The organism is Arthrobacter sp. R3-55, from assembly GCF_054161505.1.
The window spans coordinates 3,935,065-3,957,054 of the sequence record NZ_CP096423.1 but is presented as its reverse complement, the minus strand read 5'-3'; the positions used below and the strand labels follow the sequence as shown (position 1 = coordinate 3,957,054).

General features: G+C 63.6%; 12 protein-coding genes. 5 read left to right on the top strand and 7 right to left on the bottom strand.

Annotated elements, in window-relative coordinates; genetic code table 11:
- Positions 1 to 52: 52 nt before the first annotated feature.
- From M1D51_RS18020 to M1D51_RS17990, 7 genes are all read right to left on the bottom strand, one after another.
- Positions 53 to 796: a YcnI family copper-binding membrane protein gene (locus M1D51_RS18020; protein ID WP_458107465.1), complete on the bottom strand. Its 744-nt coding sequence runs from the start codon at positions 794 to 796 to the stop codon at positions 53 to 55.
- A gap of 116 nt (positions 797 to 912) precedes the next feature.
- On the bottom strand, positions 913 to 1,533 hold the full coding sequence (locus tag M1D51_RS18015; protein WP_458107464.1) for a hypothetical protein: 621 nt from the start codon (positions 1,531 to 1,533) through the stop codon (positions 913 to 915).
- Between the two features lie 170 nt (positions 1,534 to 1,703).
- The gene (locus M1D51_RS18010; RefSeq protein ID WP_458107463.1) at positions 1,704 to 2,261 is read right to left on the bottom strand and encodes an SRPBCC family protein; all 558 of its coding nucleotides are present in this window, start codon (positions 2,259 to 2,261) and stop codon (positions 1,704 to 1,706) included.
- 330 nt (positions 2,262 to 2,591) lie between these two features.
- Positions 2,592 to 4,574: a serine/threonine-protein kinase gene (locus tag M1D51_RS18005; protein ID WP_458107462.1), complete on the bottom strand. Its 1,983-nt coding sequence runs from the start codon at positions 4,572 to 4,574 to the stop codon at positions 2,592 to 2,594.
- Between the two features lie 75 nt (positions 4,575 to 4,649).
- Positions 4,650 to 8,939, bottom strand: coding sequence for an FtsK/SpoIIIE domain-containing protein (locus M1D51_RS18000; RefSeq protein ID WP_458107461.1), 4,290 nt, complete (start codon positions 8,937 to 8,939; stop codon positions 4,650 to 4,652).
- A 57-nt stretch (positions 8,940 to 8,996) separates the two neighbouring features.
- Positions 8,997 to 10,340, bottom strand: coding sequence for a hypothetical protein (locus M1D51_RS17995; RefSeq protein WP_458107460.1), 1,344 nt, complete (start codon positions 10,338 to 10,340; stop codon positions 8,997 to 8,999).
- A complete protein-coding gene (locus M1D51_RS17990) occupies positions 10,337 to 13,198 on the bottom strand; it encodes a hypothetical protein (protein ID WP_458107459.1) in 2,862 nt (953 codons plus the stop codon). Before M1D51_RS17990 ends, M1D51_RS17995 begins: the two co-directional genes overlap by 4 nt.
- Before the next feature lie 229 nt (positions 13,199 to 13,427).
- Between M1D51_RS17990 and M1D51_RS17985 the strand changes: the two genes are divergently transcribed.
- The 5 genes from M1D51_RS17985 to M1D51_RS17965 all read left to right on the top strand — a co-directional run bounded on the left by M1D51_RS17985 (position 13,428) and on the right by M1D51_RS17965 (position 21,978).
- Positions 13,428 to 13,709: a hypothetical protein gene (locus M1D51_RS17985; protein ID WP_026547649.1), complete on the top strand. Its 282-nt coding sequence runs from the start codon at positions 13,428 to 13,430 to the stop codon at positions 13,707 to 13,709.
- A 219-nt stretch (positions 13,710 to 13,928) separates the two neighbouring features.
- A complete protein-coding gene (locus M1D51_RS17980) occupies positions 13,929 to 19,625 on the top strand; it encodes a DUF6531 domain-containing protein (RefSeq protein WP_458107458.1) in 5,697 nt (1,898 codons plus the stop codon).
- A gap of 708 nt (positions 19,626 to 20,333) precedes the next feature.
- Complete coding sequence (locus M1D51_RS17975) at positions 20,334 to 20,714, top strand: hypothetical protein (protein WP_458107457.1); 381 nt, start codon at positions 20,334 to 20,336, stop codon at positions 20,712 to 20,714.
- Positions 20,715 to 20,795: 81 nt separating this feature from the next.
- On the top strand, positions 20,796 to 21,146 hold the full coding sequence (locus M1D51_RS17970) for a hypothetical protein (RefSeq protein WP_458107456.1): 351 nt from the start codon (positions 20,796 to 20,798) through the stop codon (positions 21,144 to 21,146).
- A gap of 277 nt (positions 21,147 to 21,423) precedes the next feature.
- Positions 21,424 to 21,978 carry a DUF805 domain-containing protein gene (locus M1D51_RS17965; RefSeq protein ID WP_458107455.1) on the top strand — a complete coding sequence of 185 codons (555 nt, stop codon included), beginning with the start codon at positions 21,424 to 21,426 and terminating at the stop codon, positions 21,976 to 21,978.
- Positions 21,979 to 21,990: the final 12 nt, after the last annotated feature.

Sequence of the window (21,990 nt, the reverse complement as noted above, 5' to 3'; positions counted from 1 at the left end):
TGACTGGATTGGCGCCCGGATCGTGATCTTCCGGGCGCCAACCCCGGGTCAACTACTTGGAGGAATCAGCCTTGACCGCTGCAGGCTTGGCAGCGCGGCTCCGGAAGAATGCTGCACCGCCCAGGCCCAAACCAGCGATGCCGGCGATCAGGCCGGCCCAACTGCGTGCCTGCGAACCGTCGTCGGAGGTCACTGCGGAAGCCTGCTCGGTTGCGACCGTAGTGGCCGCTGCGTGGTCGCCTTCTGCAGCAGCAGGGGTGATGGTGACCGACGGCGCCGGAGCCTTGAGATCGTGCGGGTCCTGCCCCTCCTTGGCGATCTCGGACCAGTCGGTCTGGCCCTGCTCGCAGGTCTGCAGCGTTGGGAAGTAGAGTGTCTTACCGGCGGCGTCCGGCAGCTTGACCGACAGGACCAACGCGTCACGCAGGTGCGGATCCAAAGGTGCCTTGGCCGTGTAGACGATCTGGCTGGTGCGCTTGGTGATGGTGGTGCCGTCATCCAGCTTTTTCGGCTCGGCGAGGGTCTCCGTGACCTTCTCCACGGTCCAGTTCGGGTTGACGGTCGGCTGTGCGTCATTCAGCTCTTCGGGGAGTGAAATGGCAACTTTTGTGGTGCCGAACGTGTCGCAACCGTGGGGGATGCCGAAGGTGACCAAAGCGTAGGAATTGGCAGCGGTCTTGTTCGGATCGGCGGATACGTGGGCTGAGGCTCCAGCCAGGCCTGCCATCATCAGGGCGGCGGTTCCACCGGCGACGGCGGTAGCGGAAAGGGTGCGACGGAGGGCGGACTTGTTCATGGGAATGCCTTTCGGGTGCGCCGGTTGAGGCGGCGCGGGTACGGGTTTGGGAGCCCGTCACCACGCGAAGGCTTCGCGTTTGCGGCGCTTATGCGTCGCCTTGGTGCCGGGCGGAACTAGGGAAGTACGACGACGGCGGGCGGGCCGCGTCGGCTGTCTTGCCTGAGGTTCCGCCAGGGGCGGGGGATAAAGACATCGGGCGCGCCAACTGCGGCAGGCGAGGCACCGGCGTCGGGCCTGAACACCAAGGTGGGCAAGGCGAGCAGCGGCCGCAACCAAGCCGCCAACTGCCAGAGCGCATCTTCACCCTTGGCGAGGACGATCGCAGACGCAAAGGTAGCGAAGACGTGGCCCACCAGCATCATGGTGCCGAAAGCCGTCCCGAGCTCATGGGTGTGCGCTGCTGCGATGTCCATTCCGGGGCTCAAGGATTCGGCGCCGAGGTGGTGGTTCGCTGCCGGACCGGTGGTTCTGATGGGCCCCAAGGCGGTGAAGGCCTCGTGCAGCGCCAATTGTCCCGCGCCCAAGAGGCCCGCCATGAAGACGAGGTTCAGCTTGAAACGGGTAGCCAGTGTGGCCACGAGAGCCGTCAGCACCACGAGCGCCAACAGAACCGGGGCCGTGGGAAGCGTCCCGCCGCCCACAATGTGGGCACCTGCTGCGAGGAGGACCACCACAAGAGAGACCGTGGCCGACCGCAGCGCATGGAAGGGAGCCCGGGTCCGCGATGTGCGCACGTGGTCCTCCCTGGTCTCTGTGGCCGCTCTGGCCTATTTGCTTGCTCGTTGTCGGCGTCTTGATTCTATCGGGAGTTCGGCGCCGGTCTGGCCCCGGATGGGTGGCTATGTGGAAAGGTGTGCCGAGGGGTTGGCTCTCGGCACTTTGGCAGCGCCGAAAGAGGTGAGAGCTAACCCCTCGCCCGCCGGACGAAGGTGGGTTGCGGAGGTTCGGGGACCTTCGCACCGGATGAAGAACGACGACGGCGGAGCTCCAGTTTGAGGCTCTCCTCACCCCGCGCCATGGCCCAGTGATGGTTGGCCGAGAACACTGGTTTCAGGAGCCAGCTCAGCCGCCGAAGCAGTGGTTTGGCTGCGCTGACCCGCCAGTCGTAGGTGATGATGACTTCCGGGCCGTCGGTTTCGAATGTCCAGCGACCTGTTCCATTGAGGTCGCCAGCGGCGGTGAGGGCGAAGCCGTCAGGACTCACTGGCTCCGTTAGCGTGAGTCGCCAACGCAGTGTGTACGGAAGCCAACCTTTGGTGTGGAGGTCGAAGGTGGCGCCTACGCCGTCGAGTCCGCCGGGGGTCTCGGGAGTGACCTTCAGGTAGACGGAAGGCCACCAACGCGGGAGCGTTCCGGCATCGCCCAGGATGTCCAGCACTTCCTGGCGGGTTCCCGCTACGCGCCACACGGTGATGAACTCGTAGTCCGTGCTTTTGCCTGTTCTGTTGGTAGGCCCGGTCATTACTGCCTCCGAGGTGTGCAGGTTCCGAGGGTGTCTCATGGCATCCGGGGCCAATCTACTCCTGGCTTCGCCGAGGGGTTAGCTCTCGCCTCTTTGAGCGCCCCAAAGGGGTGAGATCCCGCCCCTCGCCGGTCGTGAAAGGGTTGAGATCCCGCCCCTCGCCGAGGGGTTAGCTCTCGCCCCCTTTGAGCGCCCCAAAGGGTTGAGATCCCGCCCCTCGCCGAGGGGTTAGCTCTCGCCCCCTTTGAGCGCCCCAAAGGGGTGAGATCCCGCCCCTCGCCGGTCGTGAAAGGGTTGAGATCCCGCCCCTCGGCGGAGACGCAAGGGGAGCTACTCGCCCGAGTTCTCCCGCGAGGTGATGCCGAACGGGGCTGACTTGAGCTCGGTGAAATTTCCCACGCTGGCCCGGACCGTGCACTGCGGCGTGATTTGCAGGGCGGTGACGGTGAGTCCTGAGCTGTCCACTGCCAGCGCCCCGCCGCAGCCATCGGCGAACCGTACTCCCTGCTCACCACCGGTGACGGCAGCGAGCATTTGGGATGCCTTACCTGAGGCCGGGCTGACGTAGAGGGGATTGAGTTCATCGGCACCGCCGGCCCACACAGGGACCAGCGTGATTTTCAGGGGGCTGGGCGTGACAACGCGTGCAGGGGTGCGGACCTCTACGCCCTTGAGTCGTTGCACCGGGTACGCGGTGCCTTTGACTGCAGGATTTTGCGTGGCAGCCGTGGTTGCAGCCGATCCGCTCCGAAGCCAAGCGTCCATTGCCTTCTGGTCAGCGGGCTGCACAGGCACCTTTGCGGTCAGTTGCACAGATCCTCCGGCAGGAATCTCCACCCCGGAGACTTTCCAGCCACACTCAACGTCCAGTCCGGAGATGGAAGCCTGGTTACGGCTCACAGTGCCGCCATCCCACGTCACAGCCGGGCAGGTTTCGCCATCTGCAAGACCCGGAATGACCTCCAGGAACTCACCGGACAACGGCGCTTTCTGCGCTGAGTAGGACACCGTCAAACGGACCTGACCGGAAGAAGGCTCGTACGTGGCGCTTCGTGAAATGGTCAGGCCGGTCGGCAGGGCAGGGTCCTGCAACTGCGCCGACAATTGTTGTCCAGTCGGCGTGGGAGCTACCTGCGGGCTGGTGGGGGACAGAAGGATAAAACCCGCCACCATCGCCACGATCAGGAAGACCGCGCCAGCGCCCAGAAGCAACGCTTTGCGTGTCCGCCAGAACGGGGTCGCGTCTTTTTCCTCTGACCGTTCCTCCGCCTGTGGGCGGACTTCGCGGCGCGGCACGGGACGGGCGATGGTAGCGCTGCCTGCCTGCCCCAGATCCGGGGCAACCACATCGACGCCGGCAGATGGCGCCGCGGCAAAGGCGGTAAGTTCGTCGTCGGTAAAGGCGCCGCGAACAACGGTGGCCGGGCGTTCGACGTCGTCGAACTCTTCAGGCGCTGTCCCCCGGGAGAGAGCGGGCTTGCCGGCAAGTCCAGGCGCCAAGCGCCGGAGGTTCGAAGCCGCCTCACCGGCTGTTGGTCGTTGGTTGGGGTCCTTGGACAACATCCGTTCGAGGACATCCCACAAAGCATCGTCCACGGGAATACGGGGAGGGCGGGATGAGACATGGCGGTAAGCCACGCTGAAGTCCGTGCCCGGACCTGCGAAGGGCGTGCGGCCGGCAAGGAGTTCGTAGAGCAGGACGCCAGCGGAATAGACATCTCCGGCGGGGCCGGACCGCCCTTGGCTGATGAGTTCGGGTGGCATGTACTGCGGAGTGCCGATCAGGCCGGTCGTTTGACGGATCTTTTCACCCACGACGTCGGAAATGCCGAAGTCGGAGACCCGCACGTCGCCGCTTTCAGACTCAGCCCACGGGCGGGCCAGGAGCACATTGTCCGGCTTGATATCCCGGTGTGTCACACCGCGTGAGTGGGCAAAGGCGAGGGCATCGAAAATCTCGGCGGCCACCTTTGCGGCGTCCTCGGACGGCAACGGGCCATTGTCTTTGACGACGTCGCGCAGCGAGCCACCCGCGATGTAGTCCATGACGATGGCCAGCCGTTCACCCTCCACCACCATGTCCCGTACGGTGACGATGCCGGAGTCCTGCAGACCAAGCAGGACGGATCGCTCGCGAACGAACCGTTCCACCAGGGAGGGGTCATCGGCATGCTCCGGCCGTAGCACTTTGGCCGCCAGGATACGGCCATCGGTGGAGGTGACGGTCCAGACTTCACCAACAGCGCCGGAGCCCACGCGCTCGCCGAAGCGGTATGACGCGCCCAGCGCCTGACCGGTTTGTGCCAATTGCATGTCCGTACTCTCCAAAGCTATCGATCTGATTCCCGAGGCCATCCGGCGGTCCCCTGCAAAGTATCTCTGGTTGGTTTAGCTCCCGGGGCTCAGGGACTGGATCAGTGACATCTGCCCGCCGACGCCAAGGTAGCCTCGACCGGCGGTCAGCGCCACGGGTGCCTTCCGTGGAAGGGTGGCGCCCAGCAGTTCGCCGTCGTAATTGACGTCGGGCTGGAGCACCACGCCCAGGCGCGATTTGCGGATGGACTTGGTCCAGTGGCTGTACAGTCCACGCAGGTCAGCGGCCCGTCCCGAGGCAACAATGCAGAGCCCCGGAGGCCCTGAAGCGATAATCCCCGCAATGGACTGATCGGTATCCTCGAAGCGTTCGGAGTCGTCGATCAGCAGGAACACCGTGCCCCTCTCGATCCGCAGGGAAGCCAGCAACGCAGGCACTTCGTCCGTGCCTACGGCTACCCGGTCCAGACCAGCGGTGGACAACGGGGAGCGGCGGTCGCAAATGCCCCAGACCTGGGCCGGTCCCCGGGAAGTGGCTACGCCACGGACAGCCTCGGCCAAAGCCAGCAGCACGGTGGATTTACCGGAACGGGCCGGGCCGGCAATGAGGGCGTGCTCGCCTTCGTAAATTTCCAGGAAGGCCGGTGAGAGGTCCGTTTCGCGGATTCCCACGGGGATGTGCCATGGCTCGGTTTCCAGTTGCGGCTTGACGCCCAGATCCGTCATGGTGACGTTTGTGGGCAGGCTCCTGATTGCCGTGGTCTTGGCAGGCGCGTCCCCCCAGCCTTGGCGGACACGGTCCACAGCGGCTTCCAACCCGATGCCGGGGGTGGCAACGTGCATCTGCAGGGAGGTCCGCGGATCCACGCAGCGTCCGGGGAGGGCGGCAGGGACATGTTTTGCCCGCACCCCGAGCGACGAGTAGTCATAGGTATCGGCGAGCCGGAAGAGCCACTTCTGCAGCGTCACTTCGTTCATCACAGAAGGAACTGCTTTGGCGCGGGTAGTGGTAACGGCGAAGGAGAGCCCCAGCGCCGGTCCGTCGGCATAGGCCCGGTACAACAGGCCCAGGAGTTGCTGTCCTTCGAAGTCCTGGAATTCATCGCGCAGGGAGGCCAGACCGTCAAGCAGGACCACGGTGCGCCGATGCGTACCCGGTGCTGCCCTGCGACTTTCCAACTCTGTGTTCAGGTGCCGCAGGAACCGCGCCTGTTGCTCCTTGGCGCCGGCACCGGTTCCCACATAGGCCACGGTGTGCGGCAGGCGTTTAAGCATCTCAAGATCACCGGAACCCATGTCCAGAACCATGAGGTCCAAATCGGCCGGATCTGCGTCCTTCGCAAGGGTCAATGCGATGGTCGCCAAGGTGGTGCTGGTACCTGAGCCCGCCACGCCCATGAGCATCAGGTTGCCCACGGACAGGTCCCAGCCGGCGGGCGACTGGCGCTGCAGCTCAGGTTCGTCCAGCAAGGTCACCAGAACGGTAGAGCCCTGCACGCTGCCGACTGTTGGGTGGCTGGCTGCAGCGGCGCCCTCCGGAGACCCCTCCGTCAGGAATCCCTCCAGTTCCACCCGCTCGCCCAACGCTTCCGGCCAGACCTGCCTCGGAGGGGCGTATCCGGCTTCAGCATTGGCGTCGACCACTGCGTCGATGAGCAGGTCCAGGTCGTTCTCGTCCACAGCAGCGGACCGGGCAATCGCAGGCGCGGGGGCCGGGACACCGAACTGACGGATGTCGCGGACATCGACGGCGGGACCGCCGTCGAGCTGTGCTTGTCCGGTGACCAGCGCGGTCTGGACAGGCGTGATGTCGTCCTGGCCGAGTTTCACAAAGGCGCGGCCCATCTGGGCCCTGCCGATGGACGAGGCAGCGGGCACGCCAATCACATTGTTGGAGTCATCGCGGCTCTGGACGCGCAACGCTACCCGAAGGTTGGTATTGGCGAGGATGTCATCACTGACCACACCGGCTGGGCGCTGAGTAGCCAGGATCATGTGCACCCCCAAGGTGCGTCCGACGGCGCCGATGCTGACCAAGGCGGTCAGGACATCCGGGAAATCCTTGGCCAGCATGGCGAACTCATCCACCACCAGCAGCAGGCGTGGCATCGGTTCGGCCGGGTTGGTGGCCAGGTAGGCGTTGAGGTTATCGATGCCCTCGCCTGCCTCCGCGAAAACCCGCTGGCGGCGCTCCATCTCTGCTTCCAGTGCAATCAGGGCGCGGTCGGCCAGCTGTTCGTCCAGGTTGGAGATGGTCCCAATAGTGTGCGGCAGACGCTCGCAGGCCTTGAAAGCGGCCCCGCCCTTGAAGTCCACCAGAATGAAGTTCAACCGGGTGGGATCGTTGCGGGCCGCGAGTCCGGCCACCAGGGACCGTAGGAACTCGGACTTTCCAGAGCCGGTGGTACCGCCTACCAAGCCGTGTGGACCGTCTTTGACCAGGTCCAGGGTGAGTGGCCCGTTTTCGCCGGTACCAATGGGTGTAGAAATCCCGGTGGGGGCCTGCCACAGCCTGCGAATGGTCGCTGCGTCGGGGCGCTCATAGCCAAGAAGGCCCGGCATCCGCACCAAGGCGGGCAAGGATGCCCCTGGAACGCTGAGTTCGGGATCATCGAAGTGTGCCAGTCTCGTGGCGCAGCGCAGGGCTTCCTCCTGGTCTAGGCCTGCCAGAATCACATCCTCCACGCGAGTGAGGTCCTCAGGCTGCTCAACGGTCGCGGCAGCATCCGTGCCAACCCTGATGATGGTGGTGCAGGAGGCTGGCAACTGCTCCTCGGACGTCGCTATGACGATGCCCGCCACACGGGGTGGGCGTTGCTGGGGGTTGACGTGGCTGCCGGGCAGGGAACGTCCCATGCCGAGCAAGGCCCGTGCCGGGGCATCCCTGCCCTCTGTCAGTACGTCGGAATCGAGGACCACCATGAGCGCTGGAGTGGGCAATTCTTCCACTGAGTCCTTCAGTATGCGCAGCATCGCCAGGCTGGTCTCACGGTGCGCGGACATCCAGCGTTCACCCTTGCTGCTGCCGGTTTGGCGCGTGTGGGGGAGCCACGAGGCCCATTCCCATTCGTCGGCCCGGCCGGCGTCGCAGAAGACACCGATCGTCAGATCTGCCGGACCAACATGCACCGCAGCCTGGGCCACCAGGGAACGGGCCAACGCCAAGGCGCCTTCCCGCGAGCCAACGATGCCCACCACTCCGGCGTCGGTCAGGTCCACCAGTACGGGGGCTGCCAGAAGACGGGCTGCCGTGAGGGTTTCCTTAACCTTTTCGTCGGGGCGTGAGCCCGCAGCACGGTCCACCTCCGGCTTCCAGGGCACATCACCTGTGCCCGCATGCAGGGCCAGGAAGTCGTCCGAGTCCGCACGCCGCTGCCACAGTGACGTTGCCGGAAGCGCAGGTCGACGGACCACTGTGGCGGGATCGGGGACCATCCTGTGCCGGCGGGCGGTTTCCACCTCGGCGGCAGTGCGGATCTGCTTCTCAAACTCCTTGAGCGCTCCGTCGAAGCGCTCGGCCTCTTCCTTCAGGCCACGGGCATGGCGGCGCTTTTGCTCGAACCACATGCCCACAGCCATCACCGGACTGAGCATGGCGAACATGGCGAACCGCATGTCACGGAGGATCATCACCATCGCAACCGCCATGACCAGCGGAGCCAGCACGGTGATGTAGCTGAACTTGTTGGCCGGGGGAACGTCCTTGCGGCTCGGCGGGACCAAAGGATCCCCGGCCGGTGCACGCCCTGGACGCGGTGGCCTGTTAAAGGGAGCAGTCGCTGCTGGCGTCAGGTTGTGCAGGCTGCCTGGCGCGGGGGCCGGGGTCTCGTCCAAGGCAGGGCGGAGGAGAAGGACCGTGCCGCCTGCCGTGATGGTGGCCGTTTGAGTGACCAGGACCCCGTCCTCGCCCACAGGTTCCCCGTTGACCAAAGTGCCGTTGGTGGAACCGCCATCCACCACGCGTAGCCCCTCCTCTTCACGGCGAAGGCGGAAGTGGTCCCATGAGGCACTTTCAGTAGGGAGGCTGAGATCGGCGTGGGGTGACCTGCCGATGAGCATGTCGCGTCCCTGCGGAACGTCCACCACGCCCCCAGTACGCTGACCGCCGGCCAGTGTGAGGCTCCAATCACGCACGCGGTGCGGCATTGGCCATGGTGCACGTGAGATGCGGCTGCCTTCCAGCAGAATCAGCTCGGACAGCGGTGTGGCCCCACGAACCTCTGTTTCATTGACGAACACAGGTTCCTCAGGGCCTACACGGGGTCCCCCGGCGGCTTCGACTAAGTCGGACAACGTGATGGCGGGCGCAGCGTGGGCAACCTCGCACTCGAAACGACGATCGTCCAGGTCGATCAGCACACGCATCAGGCGCTCCTCCTGTAGTGGAACTGTTCCCCTCAGTTGTGGGGACAGAAAGGGTTGTTAGGGGCTGCCAGGCGCCGGAACCCAGACGAGCCGTGGAGCGTTTTCATCTGCCGGACGAAGACCGAGGTCCTGTGGGGACGCGAAGACGGGGATCACATCAGCGGTCAGTGCCTGGGCTTGGGTGAAGTCAAGCGGGGGGCCGGCGAGGCCTTCCCCGGGGCCGAAGGACAGGGTGCGCAGCGACGCTGCGACCTTTGACGGTTCCTTGCTCCCAGCCAGTGCAGCCGCGCGGACCAGTGCCACCACGGCGTCGTGGCTGCGGGCGTCCGCGGCCCACGCATCGGCGGAGAACGGGGTATCGTCCGTCAGGTTCTTGACCTCCGGATTCCCCCCAGCCAATCTGATACCGGAGAGGAACGCGGACATTCCCCGCCCTTGGGCATCCTGCTGGAGTGCGATTGCATCTCCGGTGGCGGGGGCAACGCTGACCAGTTGTCCTGAAGCGGTGCCGTCCAGCTCCGCGAGCGAGGATGCGAACGCGGGGGTGATGGCGCCGTCGGGAAGTACCAGCGGAACTGACACATCGCGTGATTGGAGGGCTTGGACCAGGCGGGCGAGGCGCTGCGGCGTTGCCGCCGACACCACAACAGCGTCAGCCGGGTTGGCTATCCGTATGCCTTCAGCATCTGCCGGCGCGTCCTTGGCCGGAGGACGGAGCTGGTCGCCTGTACGGATGGCTGCTTCCTGGGCAAGGTCGGCTACCTCAGTGAAACCTTCCAGGGACAGGGTGTCCGCCACCGTCACCGAGGCGGGGACCTGACCGCCGTCGCTGACCAGCAGCACCCGGCTTTTGCCGGCAAGTACGGTTCCCAGGGCGGCTTCGACTGAAGCTGCCGTGGGTCCGGTGGTCCACGTGGTTTGAGTGGGTTCGGAGGCTTCGGCGTAGGGCAGGATGACCGGGAGGTTGCGCTCCTCGGCCGCCTTCGCTGCGGCAAGGGCCTGAGGCCCGGTGCTTGCAACAACGACTCCGGACACACCCTGCTCAGCAAGGGTGCCGACGGCTGCACGTGCGCCGTCTTCGGTGCCTTGGTCGTTCTGGGTGGGCAGGGTGACCTTTGAGCCGCTTTGGGCGAAGCGCTGCGCGGCCACCACGGCGCCCTGCGCTGCTCGGTTGTATTCGGTACCTGGCTCGCCGGACTGGCCGAACGTCATGACGACGCCGATCGAAAGGTCCGCTGGCAGGCCATCAGCCTTCAGTGCAACAGGAACGGTTGCGGCCACAGGATCGGGCCGGGGAGCTTCCGTAGGACGGTTCAGCGTCATCACCAAGACTGCCGCTGCAGCAATGACGACGGCGGCTCCCGCAGCAATCAGGGCGATGAGACGTGCGCGGGGGCTCATGCTGCACCGCCGATCTTCAGTGTGTAAAGCGTCTGAGACGTAGCGCCGGCCGGCACTTCGAGTTGGAACGGCGGCAATTCATCCACTGCGGTGAGCGAGGCCTTGAACTGGGCCTGGCGCAGCAGGAGTCCTGCCACGTCCCGGGAACGGATGTTTGCGTAGCCTTCGGCGTTCTGCGAGGCAAGGGCCAACTGGAAGTCCGCGGTGTCCGCTTTTGCCGCGCTGGTGGCCATCGAGCCGAGCAGGCCTGAACCGTTCACCGCCCTGTCCCCGAGGTCCAGCATCACCTTGTTGAGGCTGGACGCGAGAAGCGCGCTGGCACCTTCGACGTCGCGGGTGGAGCCCGACGTGCTGGCTGCGATGTTGTCCAAGGAAGCCTGGGTGCTCTTGGACAGTGCAGCGGTCAGGTCACCGCTCTGCCCCAGGAGCTCGTCACGCTGCTTGTTGACCGTTCCCTCGGCGTCTTTCACAACGTCGTCCGAGGTGGACTTCAGCCCGGAAATGGACCGGTTGAACGCTGAAGTCACGGCTTCGGAACTGGCATCGCCGATGTCGGCAACCTGCCGCACTTGTTCGTCCACGGTTTTGTAGACCTCTGCAGCAGTTTCGGCCGAAACGTCGCGGAGCGATTCCTTGATCTTATCGCCGAGCATGTCCTGCTGCTCTTTCAATTTCGCAAGTGCAGTGGTCACCGTGCCGGAAGATTCAATCGCGTCAGCGAGGGCAGCGTCGAGCGACTCGAGTCCCTTTTTGGTTCCGTTCACGTTTCCTGTTGCGGCGCCGTCGAGCGTCTTGACGGCGGTCTTGATCGCCTCCAGTTTGGTGTCGGTGGCGTCGAACGTAGCCTCCAAGGCCGTGAAGGCCTGGCCAATTGCCTGGTCGGCGGCGGTGGTGTCAGTCGCTGCGAGCACTTCGTCCCAGGCAGCTGACTGAGCTTCGAGCCGAACGTCCAGGGGCTCCTTGAAACCCGGCGGCGGATTCAGCGCAGGTGAGGGGTTGCCGTCTTCATCAGTCGGTTCGCACGGCACTGACGTCAGGTAGGAGCGCAACCTGTCAACGTCCTTGGCGGACAGTTTGCCCTTGCCAGGGATGAGTCCGTCGTCGGACAGCTTGCAGAGTTCGTCGGCCAGTTTCTGGTTCTGCTGCAGCATGGAGCCGTTCAGCCAGGTTCCCTGACCGAGTTCGCCGTTTGCTGCCTTGGCATTGTCCGCGATGGCGAGGAGTTTCTCACGGAGGGTGTCAACACTGTTCTGCGCCGCGGTGGCTGCGTTACGGGTCGCAGCTGCAGAGTCCTCGGCTGACTTGATGGCTGTATCCAGTGCCGCGAGTGCCCTGCTGTAATCCTCCGAAGTTCCGAAGCCGTCAAGCATCGCACCGAGGTCCGTGCGCACCTTTTCAAGTGCGACGGCGGACGTCGCCTGGTCTTTGATGGCACCTTCCACGACCTGCGGCTGAAGGCCGGAGACGAGCTCGTCGCCTTCTTGCACCAGGCCCAGAAGCGCTCCGGTGACAGTGACGGCGGAACCGTAGAGGGAGCAGGTCATTGAACCCTGCTCAGCACACTCTGCAGGGGTAGGGTTCTCGGGTCCCATGGTCGCCTTGAGAGCGCCGGCGACGGTGTCACGGCAACCAGCGCTGACCTTTGCATAGGCATCCAGCTGTGAGGACATGGTAAGAACGCTGGAATAGACAGTGGCTGCGGGCGCGGCCTTGGCTACCTCAGCGGTGCAGCCGTCGCCTGATATGGGGGTGACCGGCGGTGTGGCGGAAGTGTCGCCCAGCATCGCATCCACCGCGGAGACCGTCAGGTTCAGCTGCGACATGGTGGTGGACTGGGTGGCCGTGGTTGAAGACTCCAGGTCGGAGCCCAGAACCTGCAGTTGCTGCTTCAGGTCCGACATCGTCGCGGCAAGGGCCTTGGAGTTGTCCCGCAGTTCACCGGCTGTCTTTGCGCCAAGGGTCTGCGAGGTTGCCTGGAGGTTCCGGCGGACATCGGTGATGGTGGATCCGGCTTTCGCCAGGACGGTGTTGACATCAGAGACCAGCGAAATGGTGCGGCGCTGCAATTCCATCTCCGAGCCTGTTCCGGACGAGAAGGCGCTGGCAAGGACACCGTTGGCACTGAGGTCTGTATTGAGGCCCGGCTGGACGGCGACATCGAATTCGGGGACCTGGAAGTCTTTCACGTCGGCGGCGAGACGCAGCGTGGTGCTGGCGCCGGAACGCGGGGGAGCCAGGACGGTGGCCCACTGGACTACGGTGGCACCGTCTTCAGTACTGCTCAGGACTCCGTTGGTACCCGTGGTGCCGTCGCCCGAGCCGGGTGTTACGTCGTCCGCCCGGATGCCGGGGAGCTTGGTAGACGCGGCGATTGTCAGCGGGGCACCGACCAAAGCCGTGTCAGAACGGGCCTGGCCGGCGGCATCGTACTGGATGGTCTGTGGTTTGACCGTGAGGTTCTCAAGCGTCAGGTTGATCTCCACCGGGCCGGTATGGCCTTTCAAATCGGCGAGGTCGGAACCCGATTTCTCGCCGGCGCGGTACTGCAGGCTCACGCGCACCGGGAGTTCGCCCACAACCTGGGCGGTGTCATATGTGGTGTTTTCCGCCGAGGAGTCACCCGCAGCGGACACCGAGATGGTGGTGCCCTCGATCTTCTGCACACCGGCGGCCGGGGACAGGCCCACGCGGACGCTCTGCAAGAGTTTGACCGGGTTGGACACCGGCTCCGGCTCAGGTGGCTGGGTGCACGACGTGGTCGCGATCAGTCCCAGTGCTATCAGGGCGATGCCCAGAGCACGGACCGGGGGGATACGACGCCCCGGGTTGTACTGGTTAAAACTAGCCTGCCTGGGCATGGATCGTCCCCCTCTTTCCGTTCACGGTGCCTTGAGTATCATAAGGTTGCGCTCCCGATTGGACTAATCCATCCACGAAGTATCACCGCAGGTGGCAGGCAGGATCATGTTTTTTCAACAATGATTTATCTGTTTGTTGGATTTATTGGTTGGTGTTGGTAGTTTGGGGGCGTTGCCTGGGCTGGTTTGGTTTGGGTGTTGCGATTGTTCTTATTGGGAGGAAAGTTCTATGTCGCGTGTGTTGTCTACTGAGCAGGCCAAGGCTGCTATTGGTCAGGTGCAGTCGATTATTACTGGTGGGTTTACGGATCAGATTTCGGCGTTGGATGCCCAAGGTCGTGTGTTGTCGGATCCGAATGTGTGGGATGGTCCGTTGGCTGCTGAGTTCCGTGGTTCGACGTGGCCGGAGACGAAGGCTGCGTTGGATAAGGCCAAGGAAGAGTTGGAGCAGTTGCGGGGTCAGTTGCAGAAGATTTCGCAGGATATTTTCTCTGCTGGTGGCGGGGCCTGATTCTTTTTTGGTGTGAGTGTGGGGGCCGGGTGATCGTGCTGCGTTGATGCGTGGTGTGGTTGCCCGGCCGTTGCACTGTCTTGCTGTAGCGCCCGTTGTTGTAGCGCGGGTTGTAGCGCGGGTTGTTGTGGTGTGGGGTCGTGCCGTGTGGGTTGTGGTGCGGGTTGTTGTGGGTTGTTGGGTTTTGTTCGCGTTCTTGTTCTGTGGGGGGCTGTGGTTGTGACCGAGTTCGTTGAGATGCCGTTGTTGCCGGATTCCGGTGTTGGTCATGGTGGCCGGTTTGTGTATGGGGTTGCTGAGTCGGTGAAGGGTGCTTTTGAGTCCGCAGCGTCGCGGGTTGAGGAGCATTCGGGGTCGCGGACGCCGTTGGTGTCCTCGGCTGGGGAGGATTTCCGGGGGCATTTTTCGGAGGTGTTCGCGGCGAACGCGGTGACGGCGTCCCGGGACGCGGAGTCTTTGGCCGCGGCGTTACGGACGGTGGCCGGGTATGTGGGCACCATGATCGAGCGTGCGCGGGAAGAGGATGACCGGCGTCGGGAGAACAACGAGTGGGTGCGGCGGCATAACAACCGTAACTGGCTTGAGCAGTTTGGTGACAGCCTGTGGGGTGAGGAGGCGCGTCCGAATATGGAGCCCGGGAGTGGGCCGTCGTTCCCGTCCGAGGCTCCGGTGCCGGGGTCGCGGGTGCCCCCTGGCCCGGGTGGCGGGTTTGGGGGCGGGGTGTCCTCGGCGCGTCCGGAGTCGTTGCGGACTTTCGCGGCGGGTTCGCGTGGTCTGGATGAGGGTGTTGCGTCGGTGCCGGGGTCTTTGGAGTCGGAGTTGTCTTCGTTCGCGGACCGGTGCGGTTGGGGCCGGATTGACGCTGCGGGTGTGGTGACGGCGTTCCGGCAGTATTTGGCGGCGAATGAGGCGGACGCGGGGTGGGCGTTGGTGGTCGCGGACGCGTTTGCTGCTGCCGGGGGTGAGGGTGCGGTTTCGACCCTGTCGGATGCGGCGGTGAACGAGGCGTTGGCCGCGGCGGGTGTTTCGGGGACCCGGACGGGGTTGGTCATTGACCCGCCCACGGCGGCCGGGGCGATGCCCTCGTCCGGGTATGCCAATGATCCGGTGAACACGGCCACGGGGAATTTCATTGAACCCGAAACGGATCTGGGGTTCGCCGGGGCGGCCGCTGACTTGGCGGTCACAAGGATGTATAACTCTCTCGGTTCGGGCCTGGGCACTGTTGGGGTGTTTGGTCCGGGGTGGGCGTCGGTGCTGGACCAGCACCTGGCCTTCACTGATGAGGGGTGCCGGTGGGTGATGGCCGACGGGCGGGCGGTGGACTTCCCGCGTGAGGGTGCGGGTTGGGCCCGCGCCGTCGGGGAGAATTACTGGCTCACCCGCGAAGATGCCGGCACACCGTGGTTGGCGGAGCTGACCACGGTCCCCGAAGGTGTTACCGAGGTGCTGGTCGTGACCGACAATCAGGGCCGTTGGTGGGCTTACACCACTGCCGGGGTGTGGCTCGGGACCGGGGCAGGGCCCGGCCGAACCATCTCCGCCCACCGCAGTGAACCGGCTGCTTCTGTTGCGGAGACTGCGGTCGATGGTGGTGGGTTGGGTGTGGTGTGCCGGTTGGTGCATGTGCGGGGCCGGTTCGTGGAGATCGACTACGTCGACGGTGTTGTCGGGGTGGTTCGTTCATCGGATGGGCGCCGGGTTGAGTACGGGTACGACGCCGAGGGCCGGCTGACCAGTGTGGGCACGGAGACCGGCACCCGTAGGTATGGGTGGAACGAGCAGGGCTTGATCGCCTCGGTGGTTTCTGCCGCGGGTGTGGTGGAGGCCGCGAACACGTATGACGAGGCCGGCCGGGTCATCATGCAGGTCACTCAGCATGGGCGGCGGACGAGGTTCGCGTATTTACCGGGCCGGGTCACGGTGGTCTCTGATGAGGACGGGTCCCGGTCGAATTCCTGGGTCGCTGATTCGAAGGGCCGCCTGGTGGGGGTGCTGGATGCCGAGGACCGGCGCCAGTCCATGTCTTATGACGGGCACTCGAATCTGGTGTCTTTGACCGAGCGTGACGGCGCGGTCACGGTCCATGGTTACGACACCCGGGGCCGGAAGATCCGGACCGTGACCCCGGAAGGCGCTGACCTGACATATGGGTGGGACGATCAGGACCGTATCACCACCCTGGTGACCGCTTCCGGTGCCACCGTGACCTATGAGTACGCCGATGAGCTGTCCCGGGACCCGTCCGTGGTGGTTGACCCGTTGGGTGGCCGGACCATGCTGGTGTGGCGGGACGGGCTCCTGACCCAGGTCACGGACCCGGTCGGAGTCAGGATTGGTTTTGAGTACGACGAGTTCGGGGACCTGACCGGAACGTCCAACGCCGCTGGAGATGTGGCGAGGATTGTGCGGGACCGGGCGGGCCGTCCGGTGGCGGCGGTGAGCCCGTCGGGGGCTGAGACCCGGTTCGGTTATGACGAGGCCGGGGTGTTGGTGCGTCGGGTGGACCCGGACGGGGCGGTGTGGGCGTTCGAGCACGACGCCGCGGGCCGGACCACCGCGGTGGTCGCCCCGGATGGGGGCCGGACGGTGTTCGAGTACGCCCCCAACGGGGAGTTGTTCCGCACCACCGACCCGCTCGGACGGGTCGTGGAGCGTGTGGTTGATGAGCTGGGGAACCTCACGGCTGCGGTGTTGCCGGACGGGGGCAGGTGGGGCTTCACCCATGACAACCTCTCCCGGCTCGTGGGGGTCACGGACCCTGCCGGGCATGATTGGGTGCGGGAGTACGACACGGTCGGTGCCCTGACCGCCGTGGTGGATCCGACCGGGGTCCGGACCGGGGCGGTCACCGACCGGGCGGCCGGGACGGCGTCCCTGACCGACGCCTTCGCGTCGTCGACGTTGAGTTTTGATGAGTACGGCCGGCCCACGAAAATCGAATCTGTCGACGGGTCCGCGGAACTCATCACGTATGACGGTGCGGGCAATCCTGTCGAGTTGGTCGATGGTGAGGGCGGGTTGACGGTCCTGGGCCGTGACGCTGCGGGGAAGATCACCTCGATCACCTCCCCGACGGGGGCGGTGACCCGGTTCAAATACGACCACTGCGGCCGACCCTTCCGCAGTATTGATCCGGTCGGGGCGGTCACGGAACTGTCCTACGACGTCGACCAGCGTCTCACCGCGAGGAGACTGCCGACCGGTGAGGTCGAAACCTTCGCCTACGACGCGTGTGGCCGGTTGACCGCGAAGCACACCCCCGGGGACGGGACGGCCCGGTACGGGTACGACAAGGTTGGGCGGCTGAGTTTTGCCCAGGATTCCTGGTACGGGACCCGCCGCTTCGAATACAACCTCGCCGGGGAACTGGTGGCCACGATCAACGGGGTGGGTGGCAGGACCGGGTTCGAGTACGACACCCGCGGCCGGCTCACCCGCATCACCGACCCCAATGGTGGGGTCACGACCCGCACGTATACGGCCACGGACCAGGTCGATTCGGTGACGGACCCGCTGGGCCGGGTGACCACGGCGACCTATGACCCGGCAGGTCGGCAACTCTCGCAGACGGACCCGGACGGGCATACCACCACCTGGGTCTACGACGCCGCGGGCCGGGAAGCGTCCACCTCGGTGGACGGTGCCCTGATCGCCGCGATCGAACGTGACGTGGCCGGCCGGCGGGTGGTCATCACCGACCATACCGGCGGGGCGGGGTATGCGGTGGAGCACGAACTGTGCTTTGACCGCCGCGGCCTCCTCACCCGAAAGTCCAACGGCAACGGGACCGGGACCGGGACCGGGACCGGGAGTCAGGTGTTGGGGTGGGAGTATGACGGTGACGGGAACCGCACCGGCTTCACCGACCCCACCGGCACCACCACCCGCTACATCCGCGACGCCGCGGGCCGGGTCGTGAAGGTGTCGAACCCGTCGCTCGGGGACGCGGCCTTCACCCACGACGCTTCCGGGCGGATCACCACCGCGACCGCAGGGGACCTGGTGCAGGAGTGGGTGTATCGGGGAGGGAACCTCAGCGAGCACACCCGCACCACCGCCGACAACGGCACCAACCCTGCGGGTGCTGCTGATGTGACGTTGATCGGTCGTGAGGACGGCGGCCGGATCACCGGCCTGTCCAGGGGCGGGGTCGTGACCCGGTACGGGTACGACACTGCCGGGCAAATGGTCTCCGCCACCACCACTGTGACTGGCTCGGAGGCGTCGGGTTCGGTGGTGGGGTGGGAGTACGACGCCGGTGGGCGGCTGCTCCGCGAAACCACCCCCACCGGGGCCCGCACCTTTGAGTACGACGCCGCGGGGCAACTCCTAACTGTCACGGACCCTGACGGTGCCCGGACTGAGTACGTGTATGACGGGTTGGGTCGGCGGGTGCGGGTGATCGACCCGGGTGGGTCCTGGACCGAATACGCCTGGGGCCCCACCGGCTACCTCACCGGCACCATCGAAAAAGACCCGGACGGGGGAGAGGTGTCCAGGCACCGGCTCCACGTCGACGCGCTTGGTGAACTCGCTACCGTGGACGGGGCGACCTTGTGGTGGGACACTGCCGCGCCCGTGCCGACCCTCGCCGGTGCCAACACCACCCAGGTGGCGTCCTTGCCCGGCGGGGTCACCGGCATCGGGGACGCGTGGACCGCGCCCGGGTGGCGGGCCGCCCGACCGACCGATCAGCACGATCCCTGGGCCGTCCTCGGCACCCCCACCACCCCCAACCCGGGCAGCCCCACAGCTGCTATTGCTGGTGGTCTGGGTGGTGTGTTACCCGCCGGGATCGCCCTGACCGCCGGTGGCGGGATCGACATCGCCGGACTCGAATGGCTCGGCCAACGCGCCTACGACCCGTCCACCCGGGGATTCCTCTCCACCGACCCCCTCGCCCCCGTCCTTGGCGCGGGCTGGGACGGGAACCCCTACTCCTACGCCGGAAACAACCCCCTCAACACCACCGACCCCACCGGCCTGAAACCCCTCACCGACACCGACCTGAAAGCCTACGACGGCTCCTCCCGCGGCGCCCTCGCCGCCACCGGAGACTGGCTCGGACACAACTGGGAATACGTCGTCGGAGGGGCCGCTGTGGTCGGCGGGGCCGTGCTGATGTTCGTCCCCGGCGGACAACTCGCGGGCATGGGACTGATGAGCTTCGGCGCCGACGTCGTCATCCAAAAAGCAACCACCGGCCAAGTCAACTGGGGCCAAGCCGCGATCTCCGGCGGCCTCGGCATAATCGGCGGCGGAGTCGGGGTTGCCATTACTAAAACTGCTTCGCATATTGTTGGGAAAGTGGTGGCACAGCAGGCTGCGCGAAGTATGGCTTCAAATGTTGCGACTTCGACGTTGACTCGTGCCACAGGCAATGCCGCAGTCATTGCACGGAGGTTCGGCGCTAATTTGTTGAAAGACATGGTCGGCAGTGGTGCAGCAGGAGGTGTAGCCGGAACCGTAGATTATGTCCGGGAACGCGTTCAGAAGGGCGGTCCCTGGACAGCCCAAGGACTGTTGGGTAGCGCGGCTGGAGGTGCCTCCACGGGTGTCATCAGCGGGGCACTGAATCCAGCAGCCGGCCACGTTACGGGCAAAGGCGCCCAGTTTCTCCTGAGTGCGAGCGTCAACACAGGCGCCGGGTTCGCGGGGGACATGCTCAAGAGCGGTGTGAATGGCGAAGCATTTGATCCGATCAAGTCTCTGGTTTCTTCTACTACGGCCGGAGTGTTCTCTACGGGTGTTTCTACTTCGCGGGGAAACTCATCACAGGGTTACGCTGATCTTATTGGAACTAGCACCTCTTCGCCTATTGAGTATTTTACGAAGTCGAATATGACTACAGACTTAACTAATTCACTCATTGGACTCGGAACGAATGGAATGATCGATGGAGCATGGAAATAAGGATGACTAAAGAGACTGCCGGGGACCGCACCCTTCGTGAAAGATTGACGCCCCACTGGTACCAATGGCTGAGCGTGACAATTCCCGGTCTTATAGCGATTTTTACCTGCCTAAATAGATTTGACGAGTTTGGCTTATCTGCTTGGTTAACAAATTTTGTTGTCTTGTTTATGTGTATTGCCGGCATAGGGTTTGTCACATATGTCAGTTCAAATTTTGCCTCCATAAATACTCTGGTTGGCACAATTGTCCTAGGCAGTCTAGCCATCGCGGCTCTGTCCAACATACTTCCGGTCATTGCGACATCGTACGGATCGCTATGGGCGGGCTGTGGTCTCGGGTTCATGATTGGACTGACTCTAACTGCTGGTGAACAGCGATAAGTGTGGGCTTCGATGTGGTTGACAATGAAAACCAAATAGCACAGCAAGCAGCGAAGCTGTCATGACTAAAGAGCGGCGAAATTCTTGAGGGGTCTCCCTGATCTTCAGTGGGGTGGATTTATTGGCTACGCTCTCAGCGATCGTGTTTGTGCCGAATGACACAGTGTTGCTGGAGCGTGGTTCATTACTTGCCAGTCTGGCTGCTTTTTCTTTGTTTCATCGGTTTGGCTTACCTCGGCAGTGGATAGGTTCCGTTGTTCTGGTTGCTAGTGCACTGATAGGAAGCGGTGCAAATTTTTACACCGACGAAATGTGGACGAAGTAAATGAAGAATGAACGCGACAAAAAGGCAATCCCCAGCAAACGAGTCGCTCCGGAATGGTATTACTGGACCGGGGTCGTTATACCGGGAATTCTCATGCTGGTTCTGTGCGTCAATAGGACTGAAGAGTTTGGAATATCCGTGTGGATTGCTAACATTATTGTCCTTATTGCTAGCGCCCTTGGCATCGGATTTGTAACGTATTGGAAATCCAACTTCGCCGCCACGCTGTCCTTTGGTGCCACTATCATCTTAGGCAGCTTAGCCTTCGCTGCTCTTTCTAATGTTATCCCGGTGATTGGCTTGACGGGTGGTGCGCTGTGGACGGGCTGTCCTCTCGGTCTATTGGTTGGACTGACACTGACCGCCGGAGTAGAGCGTTGATGCTCAATTGGTGACGGTATTTGTGTTCAGGGCCCCAGATGGCTTGAGCTGCCGAAAAAGGTGGGTTTGCGGGGAGGTCTAATGGAAGGAAGCATTCGATTGGAGAAAAAGACAAGTAACTACCTGGACGTCATGTGTCTATTTGGCGTCGTGGTGAGCCTTGGTATTACTACATTTGTTTTCATGAATGCTCCGTTGAGTGCCGAAGTGGCCTATCACGGCGGATCGATTCCTGCAGTGTTACTTCTACTCCTGTCCGCACTGGGTATACTCCTGTTCTGGATTTCTGAACGGTTATTGGGGACCCATCCAACTCGTGGCCAGGCGCGTGCGCTGGTTTTTATTTCGGGCCCAGCTACCATTCTGGTGTGTATTTCCTTCCAGGCATTTCTAGCCGTGATCGTGCTGGATGAGAGTGGATACTTTAGGTGAGTAGCACACTGCCGCTCATCAGTTTTGAGGGTCGGGAGCTTTGCCCTGATGACTGACGGGATGCTGGGATAGCCCGAGTCACAGCGTGCCTAACGGGTGCACCTGGGCAGTTCCGGAGATGCGTGAGGTTTCCACTTCTGATCTGTGGTTATTCGTTCTGCTCATTCAAGTTATCTTCTACCGAAGAGAATAGCGGGCGCAGAACGTCTGCGTTCGGAAGATAGTTTTTTGTTGGATTTATAAATAGTTTCTGGGAAGGACATGAAGACAGGTGGATATGAAGATTGTTGATCCTGCCGGCGGAGGCGTTGCAGAGGTTACAGATTTGGGCGCGCTGGGTGGTCCCTTCTATGGTGCGTCGTTTGGTAAGTCGGTGAAGCGGTTCTTTGCCAAGTATGCGAAGTTCGCGGGTCGCGCCTCGCGGAGTGAGTTCTGGTGGAGTCAGCTTTTCGTTTTCCTGGTGATGGTGGTCCCATACCTCGTGATGACGGTCGGGTTCGTGGCCAGTACTGCCTGGGCTCAACAGAACCCTAATGTGCAATCCATGGGTTTCGATCCGGTCACCGGGCAAGAAGTGTTATATGAGGCCGCTCCTGGTATCGTGAATGCCCCGACTGGAAGTCTCATGGTGTTAGGTTTCATTCTCGTCGTTATTCTGGGACTGGCCATTTTGGTGCCGCAGCTGTCGTTGCTTTGGCGGCGTTTGCACGATGCAAATCTTGCGGGTCCGCTTGCGTTCGTTGGGCTTATTCCCCTAGTCGGCGGACTGGCTGTTTTGATTCTGGCGCTTATGCCCTCCAAGGCGGAAGGTCGGCGCTTCGACCCCCGCTGACGGGCCCGAAGA

What these genes read in the sequence shown, in the direction of transcription:
- M1D51_RS18020 (WP_458107465.1), bottom strand. Translation starts at nt 796, where the DNA reads ATGAACAAGTCCGCCCTCCGTCGCACCCTTTCCGCTACCGCCGTCGCC.
- M1D51_RS18010 (WP_458107463.1), bottom strand. Translation starts at nt 2,261, where the DNA reads ATGACCGGGCCTACCAACAGAACAGGCAAAAGCACGGACTACGAGTTC.
- M1D51_RS18005 (WP_458107462.1), bottom strand. Translation starts at nt 4,574, where the DNA reads ATGCAATTGGCACAAACCGGTCAGGCGCTGGGCGCGTCATACCGCTTC.
- M1D51_RS18000 (WP_458107461.1), bottom strand. Translation starts at nt 8,939, where the DNA reads ATGCGTGTGCTGATCGACCTGGACGATCGTCGTTTCGAGTGCGAGGTT.
- M1D51_RS17995 (WP_458107460.1), bottom strand. Translation starts at nt 10,340, where the DNA reads ATGAGCCCCCGCGCACGTCTCATCGCCCTGATTGCTGCGGGAGCCGCC.
- M1D51_RS17990 (WP_458107459.1), bottom strand. Translation starts at nt 13,198, where the DNA reads ATGCCCAGGCAGGCTAGTTTTAACCAGTACAACCCGGGGCGTCGTATC.
- M1D51_RS17985 (WP_026547649.1), top strand. Translation starts at nt 13,428, where the DNA reads ATGTCGCGTGTGTTGTCTACTGAGCAGGCCAAGGCTGCTATTGGTCAG.
- M1D51_RS17975 (WP_458107457.1), top strand. Translation starts at nt 20,334, where the DNA reads ATGAAGAATGAACGCGACAAAAAGGCAATCCCCAGCAAACGAGTCGCT.
- M1D51_RS17970 (WP_458107456.1), top strand. Translation starts at nt 20,796, where the DNA reads ATGGAAGGAAGCATTCGATTGGAGAAAAAGACAAGTAACTACCTGGAC.
- M1D51_RS17965 (WP_458107455.1), top strand. Translation starts at nt 21,424, where the DNA reads ATGAAGATTGTTGATCCTGCCGGCGGAGGCGTTGCAGAGGTTACAGAT.